The organism is Methanosarcina sp. 2.H.T.1A.6, assembly GCF_000979455.1.
GTDB lineage: Archaea > Halobacteriota > Methanosarcinia > Methanosarcinales > Methanosarcinaceae > Methanosarcina.
In genome coordinates this window covers 344,530-370,238 of sequence record NZ_JJOY01000030.1, presented here as the reverse complement: position 1 = coordinate 370,238, position 25,709 = coordinate 344,530, and the positions used below count along the sequence as shown (strand labels likewise).

At 42.8% G+C, this 25,709-nt stretch carries 17 protein-coding genes; 8 read left to right on the top strand and 9 right to left on the bottom strand.

The features are described from left to right. Positions 1 to 271 precede the first annotated feature (271 nt). The 9 genes from EO98_RS09295 to coaBC all read right to left on the bottom strand — a co-directional run bounded on the left by EO98_RS09295 (position 272) and on the right by coaBC (position 15,764). On the bottom strand, positions 272 to 3,814 hold the full coding sequence (locus EO98_RS09295) for a PAS domain S-box protein (RefSeq protein WP_082098548.1): 3,543 nt from the start codon (positions 3,812 to 3,814) through the stop codon (positions 272 to 274). 513 nt (positions 3,815 to 4,327) lie between these two features. After that, positions 4,328 to 7,966, bottom strand: a complete 3,639-nt coding sequence (locus tag EO98_RS09290; protein ID WP_048141329.1) for a PAS domain S-box protein — start codon at positions 7,964 to 7,966, stop codon at positions 4,328 to 4,330. A 743-nt stretch (positions 7,967 to 8,709) separates the two neighbouring features. After that, positions 8,710 to 9,945: an adenosylhomocysteinase gene (locus tag EO98_RS09285; RefSeq protein WP_048133499.1), complete on the bottom strand. Its 1,236-nt coding sequence runs from the start codon at positions 9,943 to 9,945 to the stop codon at positions 8,710 to 8,712. A gap of 225 nt (positions 9,946 to 10,170) precedes the next feature. After that, entirely contained in the window at positions 10,171 to 11,469 is a 1,299-nt protein-coding gene (locus EO98_RS09280) for an amidohydrolase family protein (protein ID WP_048141327.1), read from the bottom strand. 388 nt (positions 11,470 to 11,857) lie between these two features. Next, entirely contained in the window at positions 11,858 to 12,247 is a 390-nt protein-coding gene (locus tag EO98_RS19585; RefSeq protein ID WP_311135534.1) for a hypothetical protein, read from the bottom strand. Further along, entirely contained in the window at positions 12,228 to 12,503 is a 276-nt protein-coding gene (locus EO98_RS19580; RefSeq protein WP_311135533.1) for an HD domain-containing protein, read from the bottom strand. The genes EO98_RS19585 and EO98_RS19580 overlap by 20 nt, the downstream gene beginning before the upstream one ends. A 15-nt stretch (positions 12,504 to 12,518) precedes the next feature. After that, positions 12,519 to 13,280: a 4-phosphopantoate--beta-alanine ligase gene (locus EO98_RS09270; protein ID WP_048141325.1), complete on the bottom strand. Its 762-nt coding sequence runs from the start codon at positions 13,278 to 13,280 to the stop codon at positions 12,519 to 12,521. Positions 13,281 to 13,444: 164 nt separating this feature from the next. After that, positions 13,445 to 14,347, bottom strand: coding sequence for a pantoate kinase (locus tag EO98_RS09265; RefSeq protein ID WP_048141324.1), 903 nt, complete (start codon positions 14,345 to 14,347; stop codon positions 13,445 to 13,447). 157 nt (positions 14,348 to 14,504) lie between these two features. Continuing rightward, positions 14,505 to 15,764: a bifunctional phosphopantothenoylcysteine decarboxylase/phosphopantothenate--cysteine ligase CoaBC gene (gene coaBC / locus EO98_RS09260; protein WP_048141375.1), complete on the bottom strand. Its 1,260-nt coding sequence runs from the start codon at positions 15,762 to 15,764 to the stop codon at positions 14,505 to 14,507. A 613-nt stretch (positions 15,765 to 16,377) separates the two neighbouring features. Here coaBC and EO98_RS09255 point away from each other — a divergent pair. The 8 genes from EO98_RS09255 to EO98_RS17875 all read left to right on the top strand — a co-directional run bounded on the left by EO98_RS09255 (position 16,378) and on the right by EO98_RS17875 (position 25,596). Continuing rightward, entirely contained in the window at positions 16,378 to 17,421 is a 1,044-nt protein-coding gene (locus tag EO98_RS09255; protein ID WP_048141322.1) for a Vms1/Ankzf1 family peptidyl-tRNA hydrolase, read from the top strand. A 525-nt stretch (positions 17,422 to 17,946) separates the two neighbouring features. Continuing rightward, on the top strand, positions 17,947 to 18,252 hold the full coding sequence (locus EO98_RS19165) for a hypothetical protein (protein ID WP_235284784.1): 306 nt from the start codon (positions 17,947 to 17,949) through the stop codon (positions 18,250 to 18,252). A 57-nt stretch (positions 18,253 to 18,309) separates the two neighbouring features. Next, the gene (locus EO98_RS19160) at positions 18,310 to 18,729 is read left to right on the top strand and encodes a hypothetical protein (protein WP_235283659.1); all 420 of its coding nucleotides are present in this window, start codon (positions 18,310 to 18,312) and stop codon (positions 18,727 to 18,729) included. Positions 18,730 to 19,416: 687 nt separating this feature from the next. After that, positions 19,417 to 19,560: an MBL fold metallo-hydrolase RNA specificity domain-containing protein gene (locus EO98_RS19575; protein ID WP_156161087.1), complete on the top strand. Its 144-nt coding sequence runs from the start codon at positions 19,417 to 19,419 to the stop codon at positions 19,558 to 19,560. Positions 19,561 to 19,995: 435 nt separating this feature from the next. Then, positions 19,996 to 20,721, top strand: a complete 726-nt coding sequence (locus EO98_RS09245) for a YoaK family protein (protein ID WP_235283983.1) — start codon at positions 19,996 to 19,998, stop codon at positions 20,719 to 20,721. A gap of 56 nt (positions 20,722 to 20,777) precedes the next feature. Continuing rightward, entirely contained in the window at positions 20,778 to 21,614 is an 837-nt protein-coding gene (locus EO98_RS09240) for a 23S rRNA (uridine(2552)-2'-O)-methyltransferase (RefSeq protein ID WP_048141320.1), read from the top strand. Between the two features lie 100 nt (positions 21,615 to 21,714). Next, positions 21,715 to 22,362, top strand: a complete 648-nt coding sequence (locus EO98_RS09235; RefSeq protein WP_048141318.1) for a histidinol phosphate phosphatase domain-containing protein — start codon at positions 21,715 to 21,717, stop codon at positions 22,360 to 22,362. Between the two features lie 348 nt (positions 22,363 to 22,710). Further along, positions 22,711 to 25,596 (top strand): PGF-pre-PGF domain-containing protein, encoded by a 2,886-nt coding sequence (locus EO98_RS17875; RefSeq protein WP_082098543.1) that lies wholly within the window; start codon positions 22,711 to 22,713, stop codon positions 25,594 to 25,596. Positions 25,597 to 25,709 lie beyond the last annotated feature (113 nt).

Below are 25,709 nucleotides of genomic sequence, written 5' to 3'. Positions count from 1 at the left end.
AGGCGACATTCAAGGGTAACTATGTATTCTTTCCTATCGTTTACCGATTTTCCGTTGCTCCTAATCGGTGATCTGGTCAACCAGGGCTTGTTAGACAAGTCCCTGAGTCTTTAGCTCAGGGGTAGTTGACGTTAAGATTCCCGGAAACTTAAGTAATTGTTTGACATTATACGTCTAAATATTAGATATATAACATGGAATAAGATGACAGGTAAACAAATTTCTCGAAATACGGATTTTTACTGCTTTTCTTTTTTACTGCTTTTCTTTTTTACTGCTTTTCTTCCACTTTGAACCTTATGATAAATTCAGTTCCAGAATTCCTTTTTAATTCAAGTTCACCCTCTAACTGGTCTACAAGGGCGATTACCAGCTGTATGCCGAGTCGGTCGGGATTTTTCAAATCAAAACTTTCAGGTACACCTATCCCATCATCTGAAACTGCTAAAACGAAACTGGTAGGCTTACATTCTTCTTTTTTGCTTCCGGCTCTATTTTTTATACATTCCCCGGTTTTTTCTCTATAGAGCTTGATTCGGATTTCTCCTCTGTCTCTATCTACAAATGCATGTTTGAGGGAATTGGAAATAAGTTCATTAATAATTATCCCTAACGGGACTGCAATATCCATATCAAAGAACACATTCTCTTCAAGGTCCAGGCTTAAGCTGATATCGGCGTTTCCAAGGCTGTATGTCTTGAAAAGGTTCTCCGCGAGTTTCTCAAGGTATGGCGAAAATTTCAGTTTATCGATTTCTCTGCCTTCATGCAGTTCCTCATGGATAAGAGCCATAGATAGAACCCTATTCTGGCTTTCCCTGAAGGCTTCCATAATTTCCGAATCCTTAACACATTTTCTATTGTTGAACTTTTCAGCCTGAAGGTCAAGAAGGGATGAAATTACCTGCAGGTTATTCTTGATCCTGTGATGAATTTCCTTTTTACGGGCAATCTCAAGGTTTACCAGAGCTTTTTCAGCTTTTTTACGTTCAGTAATATCCTGAACTATTCCCTTTATTTGAATAGGGATATTTTCCTCATTATACATAACTTCTGATTGTATGTGGACTGTGCGTTCTTCCCCATTAGCTAAAATAATCCTGTGATCAATGCTGTAAGGTTTTCCATTTACAGCTTTCATAGTGGCATTATCAAAGTAGTCTCGATCATCGGGATGTATGTAACTTAAATATTCATTGTAAGATGGTGCTAATTCTCGAGGGTCGCGTCCGAAAATACTATACATTTCCTCAGACCAGTATGTTTTATCAGTTGCAATATCCCAATACCAATTTCCAATATGAGCCATTTTTTGAGCTTCAGCAAGACCTTTTTCACTTTCCTTCAACGAGTTATAAGCATTCTCAAGTTGCGTTGTCCGTTCTTCAACTAATTTTTCTAAATTTTCATATGCTTCTTTCAACTTAGCTTCTACTTCTTTTTCATCTGTAATATCACGGGAAATAGCAAGAACAGAAGACACTTCGCCGCCAATAAATTCCGGTACTATTCTTGTATTAAAATAGTATTCTTTTCCTTGAGGCGATTTATAATGGAATTCCATTGTTTCGGGTTTGCCTGTGGTAAAAACATTTTCATAATGCCCTTCCCAGAATTTCACATTTTCAGGGTCCATCCCAAGTTCACTATTCGTTTTCCCAACGATTTCTTCCGGAGAGTGACCATAAGGTTCCGCAGCTGCAGGATTAACATACATATGGCGATTTTGTCTGTCAAGGCGGGAAATCACGTCAGGAGAATTCTCAGCCAATGTACGGAATTTATTCTCACTTCTTATCAGTGCTTCTTCAGCCTGCTTTTGCCTGGTAATGTCGCGGATGATACCTCCGCTGAAAAGGGGTATGTCATTCTGGTCCTTGATCACCGTGAAGTGATCGGCTAACCAGCGGTATTTTCCGTCTTTGCGCTTGAACCGGTACTCGAGGGTTCCATGGCCTGTCTCGAATGCCTGGACCAGTTCCGCAGTAACCTGGGGACGGTCGTCGGGATGAACGTGATCAAGAACTTCATTGATGCTCATGGCGCTCATCTTTTGGGCAGAGAAGCCGGTGATCTGCTCTACTACCGGGCTCATGTAATCATAGCAGCCGGTCTGAAGGTTTCGCCGGTAAGCCACATCGAGTGAGTTCTCAAGGACCGACCTGAAACGCTCCTCGCTCTCCCGCAGCGCGTCCACCAGGGAATCGCGTTCCGACAGCGATTGGGCCAGCTTGATATTGCTGTAGCTTAACTGTGAGAACATGTGGGCAAGCTTCATGAAGAAGGTCATGCCTGTGTCCACAGCCTCCCTGCTCAACCGCGGAACATTTTCAAGTACTGCTATGTATTCCTCCTCATTGAAGCCATATTTTTTAGCCTGGGCCCGGAAAAGCTCATAGTCCAGAGGCTCGTCCTCAAAAAAGAACTGCCCTGATAAAATATTGCCGACGTGCTGGCCGCCCACAATGAGGGGAGTCGCTATGTCCCACATGTTGTTCTTGCACCTGTACAGCTTAAACTCTCCCGGGGCAACACCAGCGGATAGTTTTGTGTCGCTTTCTATGCAGTGCTTGCAGGCTTCGGGGTGAACCCTGTGGAATCTGGTGCAGATCTCCTGCCATCCGACGCCCACCAGAATATTGCCCTTGAGATCCCCCAGGCTCATGGGAATGTGAGCAAGCTTATAGAAATCGTCCATTAGGGACTGGATCGCCTGGACATCAACAATATCAGCAAGCTCCAGGTTAGCCATCTCCCGAGCAGGTGAGAGTATGCTCTCCAACTTCAGCCTGACGCGCTGTTCACTCTGGCGCAATGCCTCCTCTGCCCGCTTGCGCTCGGTGATATCATGGGCGACATGAATGCATCCAGTGAGTTTTCCTTCGGAATCATGCAAAGGTGAGACGGTTACTATGAAATCGCCACCAAGGCTTTCTTCGCGAACTTCTTTGGTGTGCTCAAGTCCATCCTCAAGTAATTGCCGATGAGGGCAAAAAGAGGGGGGTTCGTCCATCCCATGGATAACACGATAGCAGGTCAACCCGACACACTTTTCCGGTGTCACCCCCAATCTTGCCGCCATGGCCTTGTTTGCACGAACAACCCTATATTCAGCATCAAGTATAGCTATCAGGTCCGGCACAATATCAAAGGTATATTTCCAGTCTTTTGCAGCCTGAGCAGCTTCCTCTTCTGCTTTTTTGCGCCTGGGACTTTCTATCCGCTCCCATTTTCCTTCCCTTTTGATCAAAGAGAACTGATGATTGATGACCACATCGATTATCTCGGTTGCGTGGCACCTGTCGAGAGGATAGGTGCATAGAGCCATCATATGAAAGTTGCCGATAATGTTGTCTATTTCTTTCTCGTATTCAACGAAACCATTCCAGCCTTCTTTTTCCAGCCCGAAAGTGTTCCCGCTCAACCTCAAGCCATCGTATCCACTGGCAAGGGCATGATCGAGTTTTTCAACCCAGCAATTTAAGACCCTCTCCGAATCGAATCCACCCTCGTCCGAGCTGGATTTGCCCTCTTTTACATACCAGTAATTGTAGGGAATAATTTCGAGTTGCCCCTTTTCAAGGTAAGCATCAATGTCAGGAACAGCCATTTCAAGAGCTTCTTTTGCGTTTTCTACTCCCAGAGGTTGCGATGTGACCCACATACAGAATTCGTTATTCTCCAGCCCTGCTCTGAAGTAGGGGACAAGCATGTCCATCAAATCTTCTTTTGTCTGGTAGAACTGGCAGAAGTGCGTTCCCCAGGGAATATCCCCAATAATATCAATCCCAGACTCCCTCAGCCTTTCATTCATTCCACATCTTCTCCGGGCATATCCCAATTCTATTCTTATCTTAAAACAGGTCTGCAATGAGTTATGGCTAGTGTCGCGTCAATCATCAAGGATTGAATGATTCTGAATAGTTGTAATTGATTTTATAAGACATTTTACTGCTGAAGCGACACTAGACTTTTAAGTGTTCACTATGTTCTTTATGTTTTTTCTTTTTAAGTAGATCTCGTTCAGTAAAAATGACTTTGGAAAATTTCCAGGAAAAACATAACTTTTATGCACTGAACATTTTTAAAAAAACTAAATTATATATTGTATGTTTAATGTATTCTTCTATATATAATTTATTTTATATTAAAATTTATTCAGAAACCCTCATTTAGGAACCCTCATTTAATCAGTTCAGGAATCATTGATTAATCCTGTTCAGGTTAAGATTTGCGGTAACTGTTCTTTTTTTCATGAGGGCCTGCTGTAAAGCTATCGCATTATCCGCCAGGGAAAGCAACTTTCAAACAAAAGAACAAGGTTAGATCATGTTTCTTTACTGCTAAACCGGATAGTAAATTCTGTCCCGGGATTCCTTCTAAGTTCTATACAGCCGTCTATCTGTTCAACAAGAATATTTACAAGTTGAAGCCCAAGAGAATCAGCGTTTTGAAATTCTATTTCTTCAGGGATGCCTTTTCCGTTATCCGATACTTTGAGTATGTAATGGGAACCATTTTTTTCCATATAGTGGGGATTCGGACAGGGAGTATCGTATATATGGGCAAAAGTCCCGGTTTTGTAAAGGGTTATGTGGATTTCGCCTTTCCCTCCAGCAGGAAAAGCGTGCTTCAGGGCATTTGAAACCAGCTCGTTTACAATAATCCCGAGAGGTATTGAAATATCCATATCAAGATAAACCTGCTCAAGGTCCAATCTCACGCTAATATTATCTTTTCTAAGATTATATGAGCCGAATAGGTCGGAAGTCAGCTTCCGCAGATAAGCTGCAAAATCAAGGGTTTCGGTCTCGTCTCCCTTGTATAACTCCTCATGAATCAGAGCCATTGAAGTAACCCTGCCCTGGCTTTCCCTGAAGGCTTCAAGCATTTTTGCATCACTGAACCTTTCAGCTTCAAGACTGAGAAGAGAAGAGATTACCTGCAGATTATTTTTAATCCGGTGGTGGATTTCTTTTATTCTGAATTTATCCATTTTCTCCATGGCCTCTTCAGCCATTTTGCGCTCAGTAATGTCACGGGAAATCGCGAGAACAGAAGTCACCTCACCATCAACAAACTCCGGTACTATTCGTGTATTAAAGTAGTACTCTTTTCCTTGAGGTGACATGTACTGGAATTCCATTGTTTCGGGTTTTCCGGTGGCAAAAATGTGTTCATAGTGCCTCTCCCAGAATTTTACCTTTTCAGGATCCATTCCAAGCTCACTATTGGTTTTGCCAATGATATTCTCTTGAGAAATATTATGCACTTCTGAATATGCAGGATTGGCATATAAGTGGCGAGTTCGCCGGTCCATGCGGGCGATCAAGTCCGGAGAATTTTCAGCCAGTGTACGGAATTTATTCTCACTTCTGATCAGTGCTTCTTCAGCCCTCTTGCGCTCTGTAATATCTCTGGAAACAGTCGAAATCGCCACAAGTATTCCAGATGCGTTAAAAACCGGAGATAGAGTTATTGAAATATTTATTATCGTACCGTCTTTTTTTAACCTTAAAGTTTCGTAGTGGCGGATACGTTCTCCCTGTTTTATCTTTTCATCTAACTGTTTTATTTCCCCTTTCAGAGTTTCCGGTTCAAACATTGAGATGTTTTTTCCCAGGACTTCTTCGGTTAAGTAACCATAAATCTGCTCTGCTCCCTTATTCCAGCTTGTAATACTACCATCAAGAGATCTGGTTACAATGGCATCATCTGATGATTCCAAAGCATTAGCCAGGGTCTGAAGTTTTTCTTCGGCTTTTTTGTTTTCGGTAATGTCCCTTACGGTAATAACTACATGGCCATCGGAAAAAGGCAGAGATATTGCACTCACATCCGCCCAGATGATGCTGCCGTTTTCCTTGACCATTCCCACCTCTGAACTATGAATCGACCCTTTCTCTTTCAAAGCCCTTACGCTGGGAAGATCCTCATACGGCATCTCTGCACCGTTTAACTGGAGGTACTTACGGACCCTATGATTCCCTTTGAGCAAATCCGATCTGGATAGGCCCATGATTTTCTCCAGAGCAAGGGTTACATCCAGGATATTTCTTTGCTTATCGATAATAGAAACTCCAATAGGCAGCAGCTTAAAAAGAGCTTTCAATCTGCCCTCGCTCTCTTTTAGCATCTCCTCTGCCTTCTTGCGCTCTGTAATATCCTGAATTGTTCCCTTCATTCGAACAGGAATTTTTTCCTCCTCAAAAATAACTTCTCCTTGTGCATGTACTATGCGTTCTTCCCCATCAGCTGAGATAATCCTATGATCAATACTATATGGTTTTCCATCCCAAGTTTCCATGGCAGCATTTATAATGCGGTTTCGATCGTCTGGATGTATGTAACTTAAAAATGAATCGCAAGTTATCCCATACTCTTGAGGAATGAGCCCATAAATACGATAAATCTCATCAGACCAGTAAAATTGATTGGTTACAATATTCCAGTCCCAGTTTCCAAGGTGAGCCATTCTTTGAGCTTCAGCAAGACCTTTCTCACTTTCTTTCAAAGAATTGTAAGCCTTCTCAAGCTGGATTGTTCGCTCTTCAACTAACTTTTCTAAATTATTGAGCGTTTCTTTTAACTTAGCTTCTGCTTCTTTTTTCTCCGTAATGTCGCGGGAAATTGCGAGAACAGAAGTCACCTCACCATCAATAAACTCCGGTATTATTCGGGTATTGAAGTAGTATTCTTTTCCTTGAGGTGCTGTATAATGGAATTCTATTGTTTCGGGTTTACCTGTGGCAAAAACGTTTTCATGGTGCCTTTCCCAGAATTTCGCCTTTTCAGAGTCCATCCCCAGTTCCCCATGAGTTTTGCCAATGATTTCCTCCGGAGGCTTGCAATAAGGTTCCGCAGCAGCGGGATTAGCATATATGTGCCGATTTTGCCTGTCAAAGCGGACAATTATATCAGGAGAATTTTCCGCCAATGTACGGAATTTATTCTCACTTCTAATCAATGCTTCTTCGGTTTGTTTGCGTTCATTGATATCACGGGCGACATGAACACTTCCAATGAGTTTCCCTTCTGAATCATGCAATGGTGAGACGCTTACTAAAAAATAACCACCAAGGCAATCCTCGAAAACCTCTTCCGTGTGTTCAAGCCCGTCCTTAAGCAACCGCCGGTGAGGGCAAAAAGAGGGCGGCTCATTCGTCTCATGGACAATACGATAGCAAGTCAACCCGACACACTCTTCCTTTGTCACCCCCAATCTTGCCGCCATGGCTTTGTTTGCATGAAAAACCTGATATTTAGTGTCAAGTATGGCTATCAGGTCCGGCACAGCATCAAAGGTATATTCCCAGTCTTTTGCAGCCTGAGCAGCTTCTTTTCCTGCCCTCTTGCGGCTGGAACTTTCCAGCTGCTCCCATTTTCCTTCTCTTTTGATCAAAGCGAACTGATGGTTGCTGACCACGTCGATTATCTCTGTTACATTGCACCTGTCGAGAGAATAAGTGCATAGAGCTATCATATTAAAGTTGCCGATTACGTTGTCTATTTCTTCTTCATATTCAATGAAATCATTCCAGCCTTCTTTTTCCAGCCAGAACGTGTTCCCGCTCACCCTCACCCCTTCATATCCACTGGCAAGGGCATGATTGAGTTTTTCAACCCAGTAATTTAAGACCCTCTCCGAATCGAATCCACCCTCATCCGAGCCGGATTTGCCCTCTTTTACATACCAGTAATTGTAGGGAATAATTTCGATTTGCCCCTTTTCAAGGTAAGCATCAATGTCAGGAACAGCCATTCCAAGAGCTTCTTTTGCGTTTTCTACTCCCAGAGGTTGCGATGTGACCCACATACAGAATTCATTATTTTTGAGCCCTGCTTTGAAGTAGGGGACAAGTATGTCTATCAAATCTTCCTTTGTCTGGTAGAACTGGCAGAAGTGCGTTCCCCAGGGAATATCCCTGATATTATCAATAACAGACGTTCTGAGGCTTTTTCCCATTCCACACCTCTCCATCTATAAAATCAATTTTAAAAATTCGCATTTATAGGGCTGTGAGCAGTTTATCGTATCTGATATCTGGAATGTTTGAAATTTTTTAGATCAACCAGGGAATGTCTCACACCTCTTTTTCAAGAGAACAGCGACCTTCCTGGTAAAAGATCCTTTAACTTCAGATTATGTCCCGTTCCTGTTTGTACATTCTATGAGATCAGTGTATATTAATGATATTTTTTTGATCGAGGTATCAATGATATTTTTTTGATCGAGGTATCAATGATATTTTTTCGATCGAGGTATCAATGATATTTTTCGATCGAGGAAAAGCTGGTCAATCACTCACTCTACTTTTCAAACTAAGGACCTGGAAGCAAAATAATACCAGGCTCTTAGGAGGATGCCGCGTCCCCTATTGCCGTGATTTCACGTAAATTCCGCTTCAATAAAAGTGAATTTTAAGATTTTCTGAAAAATAGAAACTCTGTTCACTATTTAAACATTTTGAAATTAAATCATATTTCAACTATGTCTTTAACGAGAATTGCTGGCTTATCAATTGTCTACTATATCCAGAGACATTGATTCTCTTTCATCCGAAATCATTAAAAACGGGGCGAAGTACATATTATTACATATAAAAAAAGAAATTAAGTGCAGAGGATTGGGACCTTATCCACTGCACTTATAAATATTCAGCTAAATATTCAGCTTATTGAATTATTCCCTGCTGCTTCTTTTATAAATTATGTCCCGCACTCCCAGCCGTTCATGTAGCATTCCTGTTTGGAAGTGAGTTTGTCGGTGCTTATGCCCATTGACTCAAGCTTCAGTGTTGCCACATAGGTATCAAGTTCCTTTGGGACTCCGTGGACTCCGTTCAACAGATTGTTTTCGGCAATGTAGCGCACACAGAGAGCCTGGTTTGCAAAACTCATATCCATGACCTCGGCAGGGTGCCCGTCACCGGCAGCGAGGTTTACAAGCCTGCCTTCGGCTATGACATTTATGCGCCTGTTCCCGATGTCATATTCTTTGATATTGTGCCTGACGGTCCTGACTGTTTTTGCAAGGGAGGCAAGGGCTTCCATATCGATTTCCACATTGAAATGTCCTGAGTTTGCAAGGATTGCCCCGTCCTGCATGACCTTGAAGTGTTCGGCTGTAAGGATATCGCGGTTTCCTGTGGCCGTTACAAAGATCTCTCCTATTTTTGCAGCGTCTGCCATTCTCATGACCCTGTGTCCGTCCATCCTGGCTTCAAGGGCTCGTATAGGGTCTATTTCAGTGACAATTACATTCGCTCCCAGTCCTGTAGCCCGCATTGCAACCCCGCGCCCGCACCAGCCGTAGCCTGCGACAACAACGTTTTTGCCTGCTACAAGGAGGTTTGTGGTCCGGTTAATCCCGTCCCAGGCTGACTGGCCTGTCCCGTAGCGGTTGTCAAAGAGATATTTGGTCATGGCATCGTTTACCGCTATTACCGGCATCTTAAGTGCGCCATCCTTTTCCATGGCATGAAGCCTGTGGACCCCTGTAGTGGTTTCCTCGCAGCCTCCGAGGATATTCGGGAGCATACCTGTCCTTTCTTTGTGGAGTTTGAATATCAGGTCTGCCCCGTCATCGATTGTGATGTCAGGTTCAAAGTCAAGGACTTTATCTATAGCTTCATAGTACTCGCTGGTATTGCACCCGTATTTTGCAAAACAGCTTATATTTTTCCGGGTATCGAGAGCCATTGACACATCGTCCTGGGTGCTCAGGGGGTTGCAGCCTGAAATTGCAACCTGTGCGCCGCCTGCAGCCAGGGTCTCGACAAGGACTGCGGTTTTTGCTTCTACGTGAAGGGCCATTCCTACTTTAAGCCCTTTCAGGGGTTTTTCCTCCTCAAACTTCTCCCTGATGATTGCAAGCACAGGCATGTGGCTTCTTGCCCATTCCATTTTCATGTTTCCGGATTCTACGAGTTCTTTTTCGGTCATAATAATCCCGTCATTATCAGATAGGCGGTTGAATTCGATGGTTAAATTCGATTATAGTAGATAGGCTTATTTTTCGAATTCGCACAAATTTTTACTTCGGATACAGATTAAATAAAATAAATCTGTGGTGTATTCGGGTTTCTAGTATTTATTTTTCCCGTATATTGTTCCAGTATACTTTAAAGCATTACACCAGAACATGGACTATACCGGGGTATGGACTTTTCAGGCGTTTACCCTTGCTACAAGCTCTTCTGCGGCTTTCCGGGCATCTTCTGTCACTTTCTCCTCATCCAGCACAAGTACCCTGTAATTGTCCATAAGGACTTTTCCGTCCACAATTGTTGTCCTGACATCACTTCCTCTTGCAGAGTATACCAGATGGGAAGGAACATCAAAACAGGGAGTAAGATGCGGTTTTTTCATGTCCACAATGATCAGGTCTGCCTTCTTTCCCACCTTCAACATTCCGGTTTCCGTGCCAAGGGCTTTTGCCCCGTTAACGGTTGCCATCTCAAGTACCTGGCGAGCCGGAAGAGCAGTAGGGTTGCATGTGTTCACTTTATGCAGAAGGGCAGCAGTCTTCATTTCTTCAAACAGGTCAAGGTTGTTGTTTGACGCACAGCCGTCAGTGCCAAGTGTTACATTCACTCCTTTTTCCAGCATCTTATATACCGGAGCAATTCCGGATGCCAGTTTCATATTGCTTATGGGATTGTGGGATACATTTACTCCCCTTTTCCTTAAAATCTCTATGTCCCCGTCCGATAGCCATACACAGTGGGCAGCAAGCACATCAGGGCCGAAAACCCCCAGGTCTTCGAGCAGGTGCACCGAGCACTTCCCGTACCTTTCTTTCATTGCATTCAGTTCGGCTTCGGTTTCCAGGACATGGATATGGATGCCTGCTCCGTCCCTGCTGGCCTCTTCTTTTACCTTTGCAAGAAACTCATCCGAGCATGTATTCGGGGCATGAGGTCCGTACATGGTCTTTATCCTGCCGTCGGCTGCTCCCTGCCAGGCCTGGACAAAGCGTTTTCCTTCCTTAAGGTCAGCCTCTCCTTTTTCTTTGTTCCAGAGCTCTATCAGGCCGTGGGAGAGGGAGGCTCGAAGTCCCGATGCTTCAACAGCCTTTGCAGTTTCATCCATAAAAAAATACATATCTGCAAAAGATGTTGTTCCGGATTTGATCATTTCCAGGCATGCGAGCAGGCTGCCTTTGTAAACATCTTCTGCCTTCAGCTGGGCTTCGGCAGGCCAGATATGTTTCTCAAGCCACTCTGCAAGCTGAAGGTCGTCGGCATAACCCCTGAAAAGGGTCATTGCTGCATGGGTGTGCGTGTTTACAAGCCCTGGCATTACTACCGAACCTTTTGCATCGATCACGGTGTCGGCACTTTCTTTTGTTTTTTCCCCGATTTCCGTGATCTTTCCGTCTTCAATAACAACAGTCCCGTTTTTAAGGTCTCCCGCATCAGGATCCATCGTTAAAACGTAAGCATTCTTTATTATTATGTCAGCCATGTGATCATATCCGTCAGGTTTTGTAGTAGTGTATTGAAATGTAGTAGTGTATTGAAGTGTAGTAGTATATTGAAATGTAGTAATGTATTGAAGTGTAGTAGGTATTGAACTGCAACTTTATTTAAAGGCAACTTTATTTAAAGGCAACTTGTTTGGTAATTGCCTGATGTTAAAGAAGTTTTCCTAAAAAAGTTGTCCTGAGAATTGTCCTTTAATCCTGAGATTTATCCTGTAATCTTAATAAAGTGCATATCTTTATAAAAATGTTTCAGTCTGGTGAAGTATGAAAGTTTGTATGAAGTTTTCAGGATTTCAGACGATAACCCGGCTTTTGGAGTGTTGAGATTTTTCTGCCCAAAATCCGTAAAATTAGATCTCTTATCTGCTCTCACTCGCTGGCTCCGGTTTCCAGGTTCAGAGCTTCAAGGTAGAGGTGCATTATCTTCAGCCTTTCTGCTGCAATCCTCTTTGCTGCATCGGTATTCAGCTTTTCGGGGATTGTGAAAGGCTTGTAGTGCATGTATTCGTTAAAGCCTTCAACAGGGTCCTGAACATAGACAGTCTTTTTTGAGCTTCCTTTATCAATTCCTGTTAAGTGCTTCAGCATCCTGAGAGCTCCCATTGAAAGGATAGACCTGAAAATCCCAATCGCTCCCAGGGCATCAAGCCTGTCGGCATCCTGAAGGATCCTGGCTTCTATTGTTTCCGGGCTTTTCCCTCCGCTAAACCTGTGATTCAGGATGCAGTATACCACAGCTTCAACAGTTTTTTTTTTCAACGCCTGCTCTCCCCAGAAATTCGGAGGCTATCTCCGCACTGTAGAGGGCATGGTCTCCCCCATCCTCATGTTCTTTGATAACCCCAACGTCATGCAGAAGAGCTGCGAGCTGGAGAGTTAGAAGGTCTCCTCCTTCTTCTTTCCGGATTTCCCTGCAGAGGGCTTCTACGCGAGTTATATGGGACATATCGTGGGAACTGGGCTCCCCTTCGTGAAAGGTAGCCGCAAATTCCCTCGTTTTTTCTATCAGGTCCATGTAAGTATCCTGTTTTCAGTATTCTACTTCTGCAATCAGGGTCTTGAGGTGTTCCTGAATTTCGGAAATCGCCTCTGAGAGGGCTTTTTTGTTCTCGTAAGTGGTTATCAGCTTCACAAGTTCTTCTTTCTTCTCCTTTTTCATTTCTTGTGCAAGCTTTGCCATATTTTCGAGAGCCCTTGTGAGGTTGTCTACAATTGATATTGTGGCGGTTCTGGAGGTCCGTGAAAGAGGGTTCAGGTCAATTGTTATGACAGTCTTTCCCATCTCTACAAGTTTTTCACAGCGGTCTCCATCCTCCAGAGGAACGAGCACGACATCTGCCGTATAGATCCCCTTGCTGTCCACAAGCCTTCTAGCGTGGGAGAGATCAAGGCTTGCGTCCGGATTCTTTCCAAGCACCTCAGAAGCTCCGTTTGCCTTCAGGTGTTCTATTATGAGGTGCACCCGGGTGTCGGTCCTGTGGAAGAGGTTTACTTCAATCTTAGCTCCGGTAATGTCTGCCAGGGCAACGACTTTTTCAGGAGCCAGGACTGCGACGTTCCCATTTACGGAAATAACCGGGTTTTCTGCCAGAAGGAGTGCAGCAACTGCCGCTCTTTCTGCATAGAGGGCAGATTCGGTGCTGCGCTCGCCTATAAGGTAGTCAAAGCTTTCGCCTCTTCCCTGGGCAATAAGCCCCTGAATACTTGTAATTCCCATCTTTACCCCGGCTGCAACCTTTTCACGGGCGAGCAGGGATTCGTACCTCGGGTGGTCTTGGGGTATATCGGTCATATATGTCGCTTACCTTTTTACTTGTCAGCTTTATAATTTAATTGAGTCACTTCGTTCTATTATAGTTTCCTTATATAGCATAGTTTCTTTATATGCAAATTTTCTGCAAATTAATCTTTTCTTGTCTGATGTTCAAAAAAGTAAATAGATTTTTGCCTTGAGGCTCACTCATACATCAATCTTGGTACACAGGTCCCGATGCCGTATTCCAGAACCTGCCCGAATTCCTGAAGGGCTTCGTAGAGCATAAATTCCTGGCTGTAGGGGGCGATTGCAAAAACCGTATCTCCAAGCATTGCCTGAGAAGCCATTCCTCCGCTCGCATGTGCAACCTCAATTACATCCTTTGCCGTACTGCTCATGAGGCCTGTATTGCTGGCAAAGTCTTTTGCCTGATGCATAAAGTTTTCGAGAGTGGGTTTTTTAAGCAGTTCGGACATTGCGGCTTTTCCTGCAGCATTAATCCTTCCTGCTGCAATCTCGTCTGTCAGGACAGAGTCTGTAGAAATCTCCCCGAGCGCGATGCAGAAAACTCTTGCTTCAGGAGCCGGAATTCTGTCTATGCTTCCGAATTCGGGCCCTCCGGGCTGCAGCCTGATTACCACTCCGCCATTGGACTGGGCAGCAATGTCCCCAAGTCCGCTGCGGTTAACGACTTCAGCTACATGAGCGTATTCAGTCAGGCTTTTTACGGTCTTATTTAAGGAAAGCGCCCTGTTCAGAGCATAAGCTGTCCCGAGCGCTCCTGCCCCCGAGGCTCCAAACCCGCACCCAATCGGGATTTCCGCCCAGCTCTTTACTTTTAAAGGCACATCGGTTAACATCTCTATCACTGTACGGGTGGTTCTGCCTTCAACTTTCTTTCCATTGAGGAAGATCTCGGTCTTTTCCACGGATTTTCCAACCATTACCTCGGTTGTAACTCCTCCATTCAGAACAATTCCGCAGCCAGTAGATCCCTTCTGGTGGGGGTCTTTATGCTCATGAATCTGAAAAAAACCTGTTATATGCCCTGGAGCATATGCTTTTGCTAAAAAGTCAGCCCCTTCACTCTCGTATGTATACATAGAAAACGCCTTTTTTATTGTTTAAGCTATTTTTCAAAGTTCATTTCTGTTTTGTAGAATCTTGTGCAGGATGATTTGTAGAGTCAGCCGATAAAGCAGATCAGGTACTGTACCAGCTCCGTTAGTTGGTTTTAATTTCCAGAAATCGATCAGGTTCTCAGAGGACCTGTCGTGAGTTTAAAATTCCGGTTACCTCCTCAAGGATACAGGCTGCAAGTTTGCGCTTGTTTCCGCTAACATGCCTGGGCTCTCCTTTCCCAAGCAGGTAAAGTTCATTTTCTTCAGTACCCATTCCACCTTTTCCTACATCGTTTGCTGCAATCATATCGAGTTTTGTCCCTTCAAGGGTTACAGCTGCTCTTTTAAGGAGCTCTTCTTTCCCGACTCCTGTTTCGGCTTTAAAGCCTATGATCACGAGTTCAGGGTGTTTTTCCCTGCATTCCTTTATCAGTTTTCGAGTGGGTTTCAGTTTGAGCACAAAATCTCCTCCTGATTTGATCTTCTCCGGAGAAGGTTCGGCTGTATAATCTGCAATTGCTGCAGAACTTATCAGGACATCATATCCATTTTCCAGTTCCGAGAGCACGGCTTCGGTCATTTCCGCGGCGCTTTCGGCAAAGACTTCCCTGATCCCTGCAAGCCCGAGCCTGTCCCTGTGCACAAGGGTTACATCAGCTCCGCTGCGGTAAGCTTCAAGGGCAAGTTCCCTGCCCGTCTTTCCGGAGGCCCGATTCGTGAGGATGCGGATAGGGTCAAGGCTTTCAGCAGTGGAACCGCCTGTTATAAGCACTTTCCGGTTTTCAAGGCCCCGGTTCCCAAGCGCCCTTTCCACCTCGAGCACTATTTCTTCGTTTGAGGCTATTTTTGCAACGCCTTCTTCGAACTTAGGGCCCACCATGGAGATCCCCCAGCTTTTCAATTTCACTACATTTTCAATCACAGCCGGGTGCCTGTACATGGACTCATGCATTGCAGGGACAACCATAACAGGAATGCCAGAGCCAAGAGCGGTTGTTGCAAAAGAGGTAACTGTGGTATCGTCTATTCCGTACGCGATTTTCCCTATGGTATTTGCTGTTGCCGGCGCTATCAGGAGGAGGTCTGCCCTGCCCTTAAACCCGCAAAATTCCACATGCTCCACCCTGCCTCCGAGTTCCGTAATTACAGGGTTTCCGGTAGCGTAGTGCAGGGCGTCAGGGTGCAGGATATGCTTTGCAGCCTCGGTCATGACTGCATGGACTTCTGCTCCGTTCCGGATAAGTTCCCTTGCAAGTTCAACTACCCTGACCGCTCCTATACTCCCTGTAACACCAAGGGCAATAGTTTTCCCGGCAAGGGAAGAACTCTTCTGTCCCTGGATCCAGAGGGTAGGGTGGATTTTCTCAGCCTTGGGCCGGGCAGGATTTTTCCTGTCCATCCAATCCTTTAACTTTACTCCATCCGGTTCATTTTGACCTGAATTCTCAGGTTCCAGTCCGGAAACGTGTGGATTTTTCTGGTCAGGATTCATTTGATCCTCCTGCGTTTGAGACTTTTTCAATGGTTTTTTCATTCAGGCACCGAAGTAATCTATAAGAATTAAGTATGGAAATTATCTCCCTTATTTGGAAAAAATCCTGAAAATCAAAGTGACATTAAATATGATATTCTTAAAACTTTCGAAATATAAGGGACGGTTAAATCAGATAGAGGCTCCATTTTATTAGTAAGTATTACAGGAAATATAGCTTCTATTATCAGATATAGCTGATAGTTTAATAGTTGTCCTGTGCCGTAAATCCCGTATTAATTATATGAAATATAACTTCTATTATCAGGCATAGCTGGTAGTTTAATAGTTGTCCTGGGTAATAAATGCCGTATTAATTATATAATATCTTCAATACCGTCCCCGCTGGTCTGTAACTGGCTTATAGCACCGGTACTGTGATTCGCATAATTAATAAGGTATTACTAATATTATACAGTCCAGTTACTTTTGGGAGTTTCCTGGATGGGATTAGATATTATGAGAAAGGGCAGGAAGGCAGATGACCGATAAAAAAGCTGCAAAAAGAGAAGTTACCGCAGATGGAAAAAAAGGGTTAGGCACCATTCTAGGAAAAATCTCCGGAAAAGACCGTCTGGAGCTTGAGGTTGACAGGCTTAACTCCAGGATAGTTGAACTCGAACTTGGCCTTCAGAGTGCGAAAAACCAGCTCGAAAAGAAAGAAGCCCTTGCAAGGCAGGCAGTTGCTGACAGGCAGGAAGCTGAATCTCGTTTAAACCAGGAGCTTGTCCGGACCTATACCCTTTCCCACGAACTTGAAACAATCAGGGATGAGTCCCAGGGCAAGCTGGAGTTTCGCGGAGTTGAAACCCTGAGCCAGTCGGCTGTTAAGGCTTACCTTTCCAAACTCAAGTCCCTTCACTCTCCTGCAAATGACCTTTTAACCGTTTATCTGCCCCCTGGAACTCGCCTTTCAGCTGTACTTCACGAAAAAACCCTTGGCCTGGTCGAAGAGGAAACCCGTTCCCTCCTTGATAGGCTTGATCCTGAGACGGGCATGGTCTTTTTCTACGACCTGCACCGCATGATTTCCGAAGCCATAGTCCCTCCTGTCCCTGTCCCCTCTTCTGCCTGGCAACTTAAGGACAGTTTTGAGATCGCTCCCCTTGAGGAAAGCCTGAACACCGATTACCGCATGCTCGTTCTTGTCCTGCATGCAGGCGAGTCTTTCATAGGCTTTGCCCCTGATGCCAGGGTCTTCGATACGGAAGAATATATCAAGAGCAGCGTCAAGGAAAAGCACAGCAAGGGAGGCTTTTCCCAGCGTCGTTTCGAACGCCTCAGGGAAGAGGATATTACCCACCATATGGACAAAGTCTTTGAAACCCTTAGAAAAGTCCTTGAAGAAAATCCCGGAATAGACTGCGTTATCATGAGCGGAGATGCCCAGCTGATAAAGGATGCCCAGAAGCGCCTCCCTCTGAACCTTGAGATTATCGAAAAGCCTGCTGATATTAAGATGGAAAAGATAAGCGGGGAAGAAATCCTTAGATCAGTTTTGAGCTGCAGAAGATATCTATTGTGAAGCATCAGAAATCTCAAGAGTAGCCATTAAGTACCTTAAGAAATTCCTCCACAATATAAGAAGAGTTCTATTTAATGTATGAAAAGTTCTAATAATAAGGAGGCAAGCGTTCACAAGGGCCTCTTCGCAAAATTTGTAGCTAAAAAGGCGCATATACCAGTTGCTTCAGAGAAAAATATGCAATACATATATAGAAAACACAAAGAAGTAATATCACTTTATTTTCTTTTTTGAGCTTATTACCGAATATTCGATTAGAGAATATATCCATTTAAATTTGGTATTTGCTTATTTACATATAATCTAACCTCACTTTAAAATTTCATACTTTCTTTTTTATGTCTCTCTTTGTATCTGAGTTGGGGCATGTACTCAAATAAAAATACTTTTGGCCAAATCATCAAACAATCAAAGATTCTTACATAATTAATTACCCGAAAAAAAAGTATGAAAAATGGATAGTTTGATGATCTGGCGAAATAGTTTGTGGTTTATATAGAATGTATTTGTAATAATTTTTGGAGTTTGGAAGTCGTTTCCCGATACCACCCGAACTCCATAAAACATGCCCTAAGAATTACAATAGGAATACTTCTTTTGACAATGCTGGTTGGTATGGCACTGATACCAGCCGCAAGTGCACAGGAAGAATTAACAGCAAGTGAAAAGCCTTCTGAATGGGAACAAGGTCTAATTGATGCATTGAATTCTAATACAAAAAGCTTGCCAACAGACGATGTAGTTTTGAATTATTGCGAAGCAAACAAAGACAAAGTTTCAATACTGAAGAACAATACTGCTTCAGATAAAAGTAATTTAAGAACATATTAACTAAAAGATGGATCAGATATTACTTTCACCAATGAAAATTTCTTTTTTGTTACTAGCATGAAGGAAGAACCAAATAATAAATTGATAACTCAAAGTACTATAACAAGAACTGCTGGTCTTGATTATACTGATACGATAACAGCATCACAGAGTTTCTATAACATTATGGGAGGGAGACTGTTTACCATCTATTCAAAAGGATATTATGGGTATAGTATATCCCCTGCTATTGCGGAAGCTCATTATATAGATGCATGGTACACATTAGGTACTCCAACTATTTTTCAGGTGAGTAACTGGCAAGAAGGAGCGAGTGATAATACTGTCACTCATAAATCTGAAATTTATGGCAGTGGACATTTCCATAGGGGATTTGAAGTCTCTGGTGCCGGTTTAGTTATTTACGATAAATATATCAAAGTTTACTCAACATGTGATCAATTTGGAAATGTCCATCGTACCTATGAAATGACATAATGAAATAACTTAAAAATGCACTATAAAATGTAGCACTATAGGATGTAAAATGTCGAGTTGTGAAATAAGTATTGAGAATTTTAAGCACGAAGTCCTCAATACTTATTTCCAAATAGTGAGGGACAACTTTTATCCAAAAATCTGTCGAGTTTCAGACTATGATAAATGGTTCTGGAACTTTTATTATAGAGGACAACTAAAATTTAGGCTGAAACTAAAATGGAAGAAATTGTAAACTAAGAAATTAATGGCTCTTCGCTGTTTTGTATGGGTTGAAAATAATTGCCTAGTTAAAAAGTAGCAAGGCCAAAAAGAGAAACATCAAGCTTGAATGTGATTTTTAACAGCAAATGTTTTTAAATTTTAGATATGTTACTTTAACATTCAGGAGATGAAAGAATGTTACCCACTCGAAACAGCGAAGAGCCAAATTAATTAAGTCAACCAATAATATCAGTATGGATGGAATTTATAATGAAAAAATCAAGTTATGGAATATTATTTATTGCTTGCTTCGCCCTTTTATTAGTTTTTAATTCGTTCTTCGTGATTGTACCTGCTGATGCTTGTAGACATTCAACCACAAAATGATATTTGGATAAAGTCCTCATGTGAACCTTTTTGTGAAGAAATGGAACTGGACGAGGGAAGAAAGCAAAACTGGCTGGATCGCTATGAAATCATAAAATATTCAGCACATGCTCAGGTCATGCATCTGGTCGGGAAATTATAGAAATGATAAATGAAATAAAACCTGAATATGTTATTCCAGCTCACACAGAAAAGCCTGACCTATTTAAGCAAGCTGAAGCGAAAATAATTATTTACTAAATCTTTTCGATTTTAAGTAACTTTTGTTCTTCTCTCATTCTAATTTTAATTATGCTATTTAGCTCGACCATAAAGATAACTATTTGCCCTGGGTTAAGACAATTTTCCACATTTTTCAAGTCAGCCTAGATTCTACAGTAATCATAAATTTCATGTGTTTTTTTGACTCTGTTTTCGAATTCATTATACTTGCGTATACTCGCACATGCTCGCATTTAGCTTGCGTATACTTACATTTTTCCTGCAAAGCTGCGGTCTACGCAAAAATTCCATCTGCTGTAATTGCATCACAGGAAACCTTTCCTCATTGAAAAATAATTCATTAGACATCTTTTTATAATATAGGAGTATATTAATCTGATTTTTAGGGAGGTATTCGACAGGGTTTTTGAATTCAGAATGATAAAAATGAAAATGCTAAATTATGAAAGAAAAATGCGTTTACGTAATTTTACCCCAGAATCTGTGGAGCTTGGGATACTCCTTGCAATAGTGGGAGGATTCCTTGATGCTTATACATTCGTAGGGAGAGGCGGTGTTTTCGCCAATGCCCAGACCGGAAACGTCGTGCTTATGGGCATAGAAGCTGCAACAGGAGAATGGGGGCAGGCAGTGCTCCACGCAGTTCCTATTCTGGCATTCGTTTTCGGAGTAATAATTGCCGAGATAATTAAAAAGCCTTCAATGCGCCTGTTCGTACAGGATGCCGAAAGGGCAGTTTTAATTCTTGAAATTGCAGTTCTTTTCATCATAGGTTTTATACCCTATACAAGCCCGAACATCATTGTGACTGTTGCAATTTCATTTGTCTCAGCGGTCCAGGTATCTTCGTTCCGCAAACTTGCCGGTTCCGCGTATAACACAACTATGATTACCGGAAATTTACGGTCAGCTACGCAGGATGTTTGTACTGCTGTCACAAAAAAAGACAGTGAATCGGCTTTGCAAGCAGTCCGGTTCTCTACGATTAATCTTTCGTTTCTGGCAGGAGCCATTTTGGGAGGGTTGCTTACATCAGTTATTGGAGCTAAAGCGGTATGGGTAGCAGTTGTCGTCTTAATTTTCTCTGTAATTTTGTTCAGTAAAGACGAAAGTAAAAATAAGAACCTGATGTTGGGATATAAAGATTCAGGGATTATTGACAAGAGATTTAGTGAATAATTGACAAAACGACTTTTGCGCAAGCTATATGAGCTTTCAGTGCGGGAAGGTAAGCAATGGCAAGAGATAGAAGAGATTATTATTATCATCAGGCAAAAGAGGATGGGTATCGGTCCAGGGCTTCCTACAAGCTCAAACAGATTAATGAGAAACATAAAATTATCAATCGGGGAGACTCAGTTGTTGATTTAGGTGCAGCTCCGGGCGGGTGGCTTCAGGTTGCAAAAGAGCTTTCCGGAGGGAAGGTTCTGGGTGTGGATCTGCAGAGGATCACTCCGATTGAAGGAGTCGAGACCATCATGGGCGACATAAACGCAGACTCGACAATAAAAAAAATTATCAAGATCGTCGGGGAAAAAGGTGCGGATGTGGTGCTCTGTGATGCAGCCCCCAACCTGTCAGGAAACTGGTCTTATGACCATGCGCGGTCAATTGAGCTTTCAACCTCGGCACTTGAGTGTGCAAAGAAGATCCTCAAACCAAAAGGAAACTTTGTGGTAAAGGTCTTTCAGGGAGACATGTTCAAAGATTATATGGACAAAGTCAGGGATAATTTTGTCCACGTCAAGGCTTATTCCCCGCAAGCGTCCAGATCGCAGAGTGCGGAGATCTACGTCGTCGGAAAGAAATTCCTTACAGCTCCTCTAAGGAAAGGAGACAATTTCGTTGTGGATATCGAGAAGCTCGGCTCAAGCGGGGATGGAGCAGTGCTTATTGAAGGGTTCGTTGTCTTCGTAAAGGGAGTCGAGGTAGGAGAAAAGGTCAGGATCAGTATAACAGATGTCAAGCCGAATTTTGCGTTTGCAGAAGTTGCAGAAAGGCTTGGAAAGGCTGAAAATCCTGAAAACTCTGGAAATCCTGAAAATCCTGAAAGTCCTGAAAAATCGGAGTAATTTTATCAGGGAGTTCAGTTCATAAAGTGAACTATATCATTCAGCAATGAAAATAGTCAAGCAGTAAAATATAAAACGAGTTTCAAACACGGTGATCCGGTTGATTGATCTTCATACTCACACAATTTTCAGCGACGGGGAACTGCTCCCCAGCGAACTCGTCAGGCGGGCTGTTATTCACGGCTACGAGGCTATTGCACTCACAGACCACGCAGACTATACAAACCTTGAACAGCTTCTTGATGCTGCAAAGAAAGCAAAATACCTGGAAAATGAATGGGATATTCGCGTCCTGCCCGGAGTCGAGCTGACGCACGTTCCTCCAAGAAAGATTGCTCCCCTGGCAAAGAAAGCAAAAGAGCTGGGCGCGGAAATCGTGGTCGTGCACGGAGAAACCATATCCGAGCCTGTCGCCCCCGGGACAAATGCAGCGTCTGTTGCCTGCGAGTATGTAGATATCCTGGCTCATCCCGGCCTGATCTCTCAGGAAGATGTCCAGACTGCGGCAGAGAATAATATCTTCCTTGAAATTACTGCAAGGAACGGGCACAACAGGACAAATGGTCATGTTGCAAGGCTTGCCCTCGAAATCGGTGCAACTCTTGTGTTGAACACCGATACACATGCCCCCGAGAACCTGATCACCGATGAAACCGCCCTGAAAATTGCAATGGGAGCCGGGCTCACCGAGTCAAGGGCAAAAGAAGCGTTTGAAGCGTCTAAAAAGAAGGTAGCAGAGATAGTCTGAGCTGCACTTCATGTGCTTTCTTCTCTGTTAATCTCATGTTTTCTTAATTTTTTCTGTTCTAAATTTCTTTCTCTTTTTCGTTTATTTCTTTCTCTTTTTCGTTTACTTCAGTTTTTAATCAAAGTTGGTAAGTAGCAAAAGTCAGAAGGAATTTTACTTCCTGAATTATTATTGAGTACATAGTCTGGTTATTTATAGGATGTGTATTTAATCATAAATATAATTCACATTTAAAGAAATGTGGTATTATATATATTAAGTTATCTAATTAAGTGGGTAGACTGTATCAGATTATACGGAATGTACTGCACTATCTTTGAAAGATAGTGGCTATGTGGGGTGAATAAAGTGAAGAGTAAAACTCTATTTATAGTTTTTACTTTGATATTTCTGATGGGAGTACCATCTACAGTATCGGCAAGAGATATTATAGTGGGCAACGGAAGTGGATCAAGTTCTACAATACAGGAAGCTGTAGATGGTGCAGAAGCTGGAGATGTATTACTAATAAAACCTGGAACTTATGTTGAAAACATAAACGTTTCAAAAGCAAGGCTAACAATTAAACCCGAAACAAGTAACGTGTTTATTGAACCAGCAGACGTCACAAAGGCAACTATCATTCTAAGCAATGTTGGTATAACACTAACCGGCTTTGATATAAATGGTAGTGTTTACGTTAATAACGCATTGTTAGGTAATAATGAGTATTATCTAAACAATATGAGCCAGATAACAAACAACGTTATTGAAAATGGTGGTATTGGCGTAGGATCTGAGAGTTCCGGTATTATTATCTCTGGAAACAAAATCACTGGTGGTACTGGTATAGACGTATCATGTTGTGGGGATTACAATGAAATAACAAATAATGAAATTTTAAATTGCCCTGCAGGAATTTACGTTTATGATGAAAGATATGTACCGCCTATTAGTGGTAACAAAATAAACAACTGTGATGTCGGAATACATGTTTCTGGCTTATCTTATGATCTCGAAAACAACGAAATCACAAATTGTGGTGTAGGAGTAGTAGCCGGAGAATCCGGTGGTGCAAATTTAATTGGAAATAAAATAATGTACTGCTCAGACTGTGGGCTTAAAGTGCTTGGGTCTTTAGAAGCTAAAGGGGCCTATAATAATTATTTCAACAATACAGTGAATGTAAAGTTTGGAGACTTTGAAAATACATATCTTTGGAACAGCTCACTCACTGAAGGTACAAACATAATTGGTGGATCATATATTGGAGGTAATTATTGGGCAAAGCCGGATGGAACCGGGTTCTCTCAGACTGCTATTGATGCAAATGGAGATGGTATTGCAGATTCAGCTTATGCAATATCTGAAAAGAACTATGACTATCTCCCTCTCACAGCTAAGTATAACCCAGTATTACCTGCTTTCGACTTCACAGCCAATGTAACTTCCGGAACTGTACCTCTGGTTGTGTTATTCACTTATACTGGCACTGGAGAAACTCCAACATCCTGGCTCTGGGACTTCGGGGACGGGATAACCTCAAAGCATGCCCAAACGGCTACACACACGTTCACGAAAACGGGAACATATAACGTTACTTTAACGGTGACCAATGCCGCTGGAAGCAATTCGGTAAGCAAACCCGGCTATATTACAGTTACAGCAACTTCGTCTGCTGAAAAACCTGTTGCAGATTTTTATTCTCCTGAAGCCGAAAAAGTATTGAGTGGAATTAATGATCAGGGAATTTTCGAAAATGAAGTTATTTCATTCTTTGACAATAGTACAGGCTCGCCAAGCTCCTGGCTCTGGGATTTCGGAGATGGAAATACCTCAACAGAGAAGAATCCCACTCATGCATATGGAAAAATAGGTGGGTATACTGTAAATTTAACCGTGAAAAATGCAGCTGGAAGTGACTCCATAAGTAAGTATGGTTACGTACTTATGGGAATAATGGACGAAGCTGCAACTCCTGCATACTTCTCGTCCGACGTAACTTCTGGAAAGGTCCCGCTAACAGTGACATTCGTCGACGACCTGGATGCTGAACTTCCAAATTATCCGATCTGGCGCGAGTGGGATTTTGGTGACGGGGTCATTCAAACTTATATGGTGGACGCTAACGACTCTGCAACACCATATGCAACGCATGTGTACGAAAAGCCCGGTAAGTACACTGTATCATTATATATGGATAACCGCGGCGGCAAGTCTATCATAACAAAATATAATTATATCACGGTCACAGACCCTGAAGCCCAGGTGGCAGATTTTTCTGCTAATGTAACATCAGGTGCAGCACCTCTGGTTGTTTTATTCACTGATACCGGCACTGTAGAAGCACCGACTTCCTGGTTCTGGGATTTCGGTGATGGTATCAATTCAAAACACGCCATGAATGCAACACACACTTTTACGAAGCCAGGGACTTACGCAATCAGTCTGAATGTGGAAAATGCTGCAGGTAAAAGTACAGTAACAAAACCAGATTATATAGTCGTTACAGATCCAGCCGTTACCAGTTCCAGTGGAGGGAGCAGCCACAGTAGTAGCGGAAGCAGCAGCGGTGGTGGAGGCGGTTCTCCAGAACCTGCAAAAAACGTTGAGGTAAAGGAACTTTCCCAGACATTCATTACAAACGGCAAAGAGGTAAAGTTTGATTTCACAAAAAACGCAACCTGTGTTGTATATGTAAGCTTTGACGCAAAGAGGACTCTGGGCAAAACCACAACCGTTACCGAGATGCTGAAAGAAAAATCCTCTCTGGTTTCCGAATTACCCTCTGGAGAGGTCTATAAGTCCTTTAACGTCTGGGTTGGAAACGGAGGGGTTGCAAGCTCAAAGAACATCGAAAACCCTGCAGTCTGTTTCAAGGTTGAAAAGGACTGGATACAGGATAAAAAGGTTGACCAATCCTCCATTACCCTTAACAGTTACAGCGAGGACAAATGGGGGCAACTGCCAGTTTCCCTGTTGAAAGAAGATGATAAATACCTGTATTTCACAGCCGAAACCCCGGAATTCTCTTCCTTTGCTATTACAGGGAAGGCAAAAAGCACTTTGGGAGAATCTGAAACCGGAGTAAAGCTTGAATCGGAGACCAGAATGGTTAATGAAACTGATGCGGGAAGTAAAGGACCTGAAGCCGAACAGGAAACTGACCCGAAAGAAAGTGCGAGCGCGCCGGGCTTTGAAATGCTTTACGGATTAGCCGGTCTTCTTGCAGTATTCCTGTATAGACGAAGGTAAAAAAAGGCTGAATACTGAAGTCCAATGCAGAAAAACAACGGATGAAGAGACCTGAGTCCCTTCATCTTATTTTTTGATCTTTTTAGGTCAAATGTCCAATTGGAAACAATGTC

What these genes read in the sequence shown, in the direction of transcription:
- EO98_RS09295 (WP_082098548.1), bottom strand. Translation starts at nt 3,814, where the DNA reads ATGAATGAAAGGCTGAGGGAGTCTGGGATTGATATTATTGGGGATATT.
- EO98_RS09290 (WP_048141329.1), bottom strand. Translation starts at nt 7,966, where the DNA reads ATGGGAAAAAGCCTCAGAACGTCTGTTATTGATAATATCAGGGATATT.
- EO98_RS09285 (WP_048133499.1), bottom strand. Translation starts at nt 9,945, where the DNA reads ATGACCGAAAAAGAACTCGTAGAATCCGGAAACATGAAAATGGAATGG.
- EO98_RS09280 (WP_048141327.1), bottom strand. Translation starts at nt 11,469, where the DNA reads ATGGCTGACATAATAATAAAGAATGCTTACGTTTTAACGATGGATCCT.
- EO98_RS19580 (WP_311135533.1), bottom strand. Translation starts at nt 12,503, where the DNA reads ATGGACCTGATAGAAAAAACGAGGGAATTTGCGGCTACCTTTCACGAA.
- EO98_RS09270 (WP_048141325.1), bottom strand. Translation starts at nt 13,280, where the DNA reads ATGACCGATATACCCCAAGACCACCCGAGGTACGAATCCCTGCTCGCC.
- EO98_RS09265 (WP_048141324.1), bottom strand. Translation starts at nt 14,347, where the DNA reads ATGTATACATACGAGAGTGAAGGGGCTGACTTTTTAGCAAAAGCATAT.
- coaBC (WP_048141375.1), bottom strand. Translation starts at nt 15,764, where the DNA reads ATGGACAGGAAAAATCCTGCCCGGCCCAAGGCTGAGAAAATCCACCCT.
- EO98_RS09255 (WP_048141322.1), top strand. Translation starts at nt 16,378, where the DNA reads ATGACCGATAAAAAAGCTGCAAAAAGAGAAGTTACCGCAGATGGAAAA.
- EO98_RS19160 (WP_235283659.1), top strand. Translation starts at nt 18,310, where the DNA reads ATGAAGGAAGAACCAAATAATAAATTGATAACTCAAAGTACTATAACA.
- EO98_RS09245 (WP_235283983.1), top strand. Translation starts at nt 19,996, where the DNA reads ATGCGTTTACGTAATTTTACCCCAGAATCTGTGGAGCTTGGGATACTC.
- EO98_RS09240 (WP_048141320.1), top strand. Translation starts at nt 20,778, where the DNA reads ATGGCAAGAGATAGAAGAGATTATTATTATCATCAGGCAAAAGAGGAT.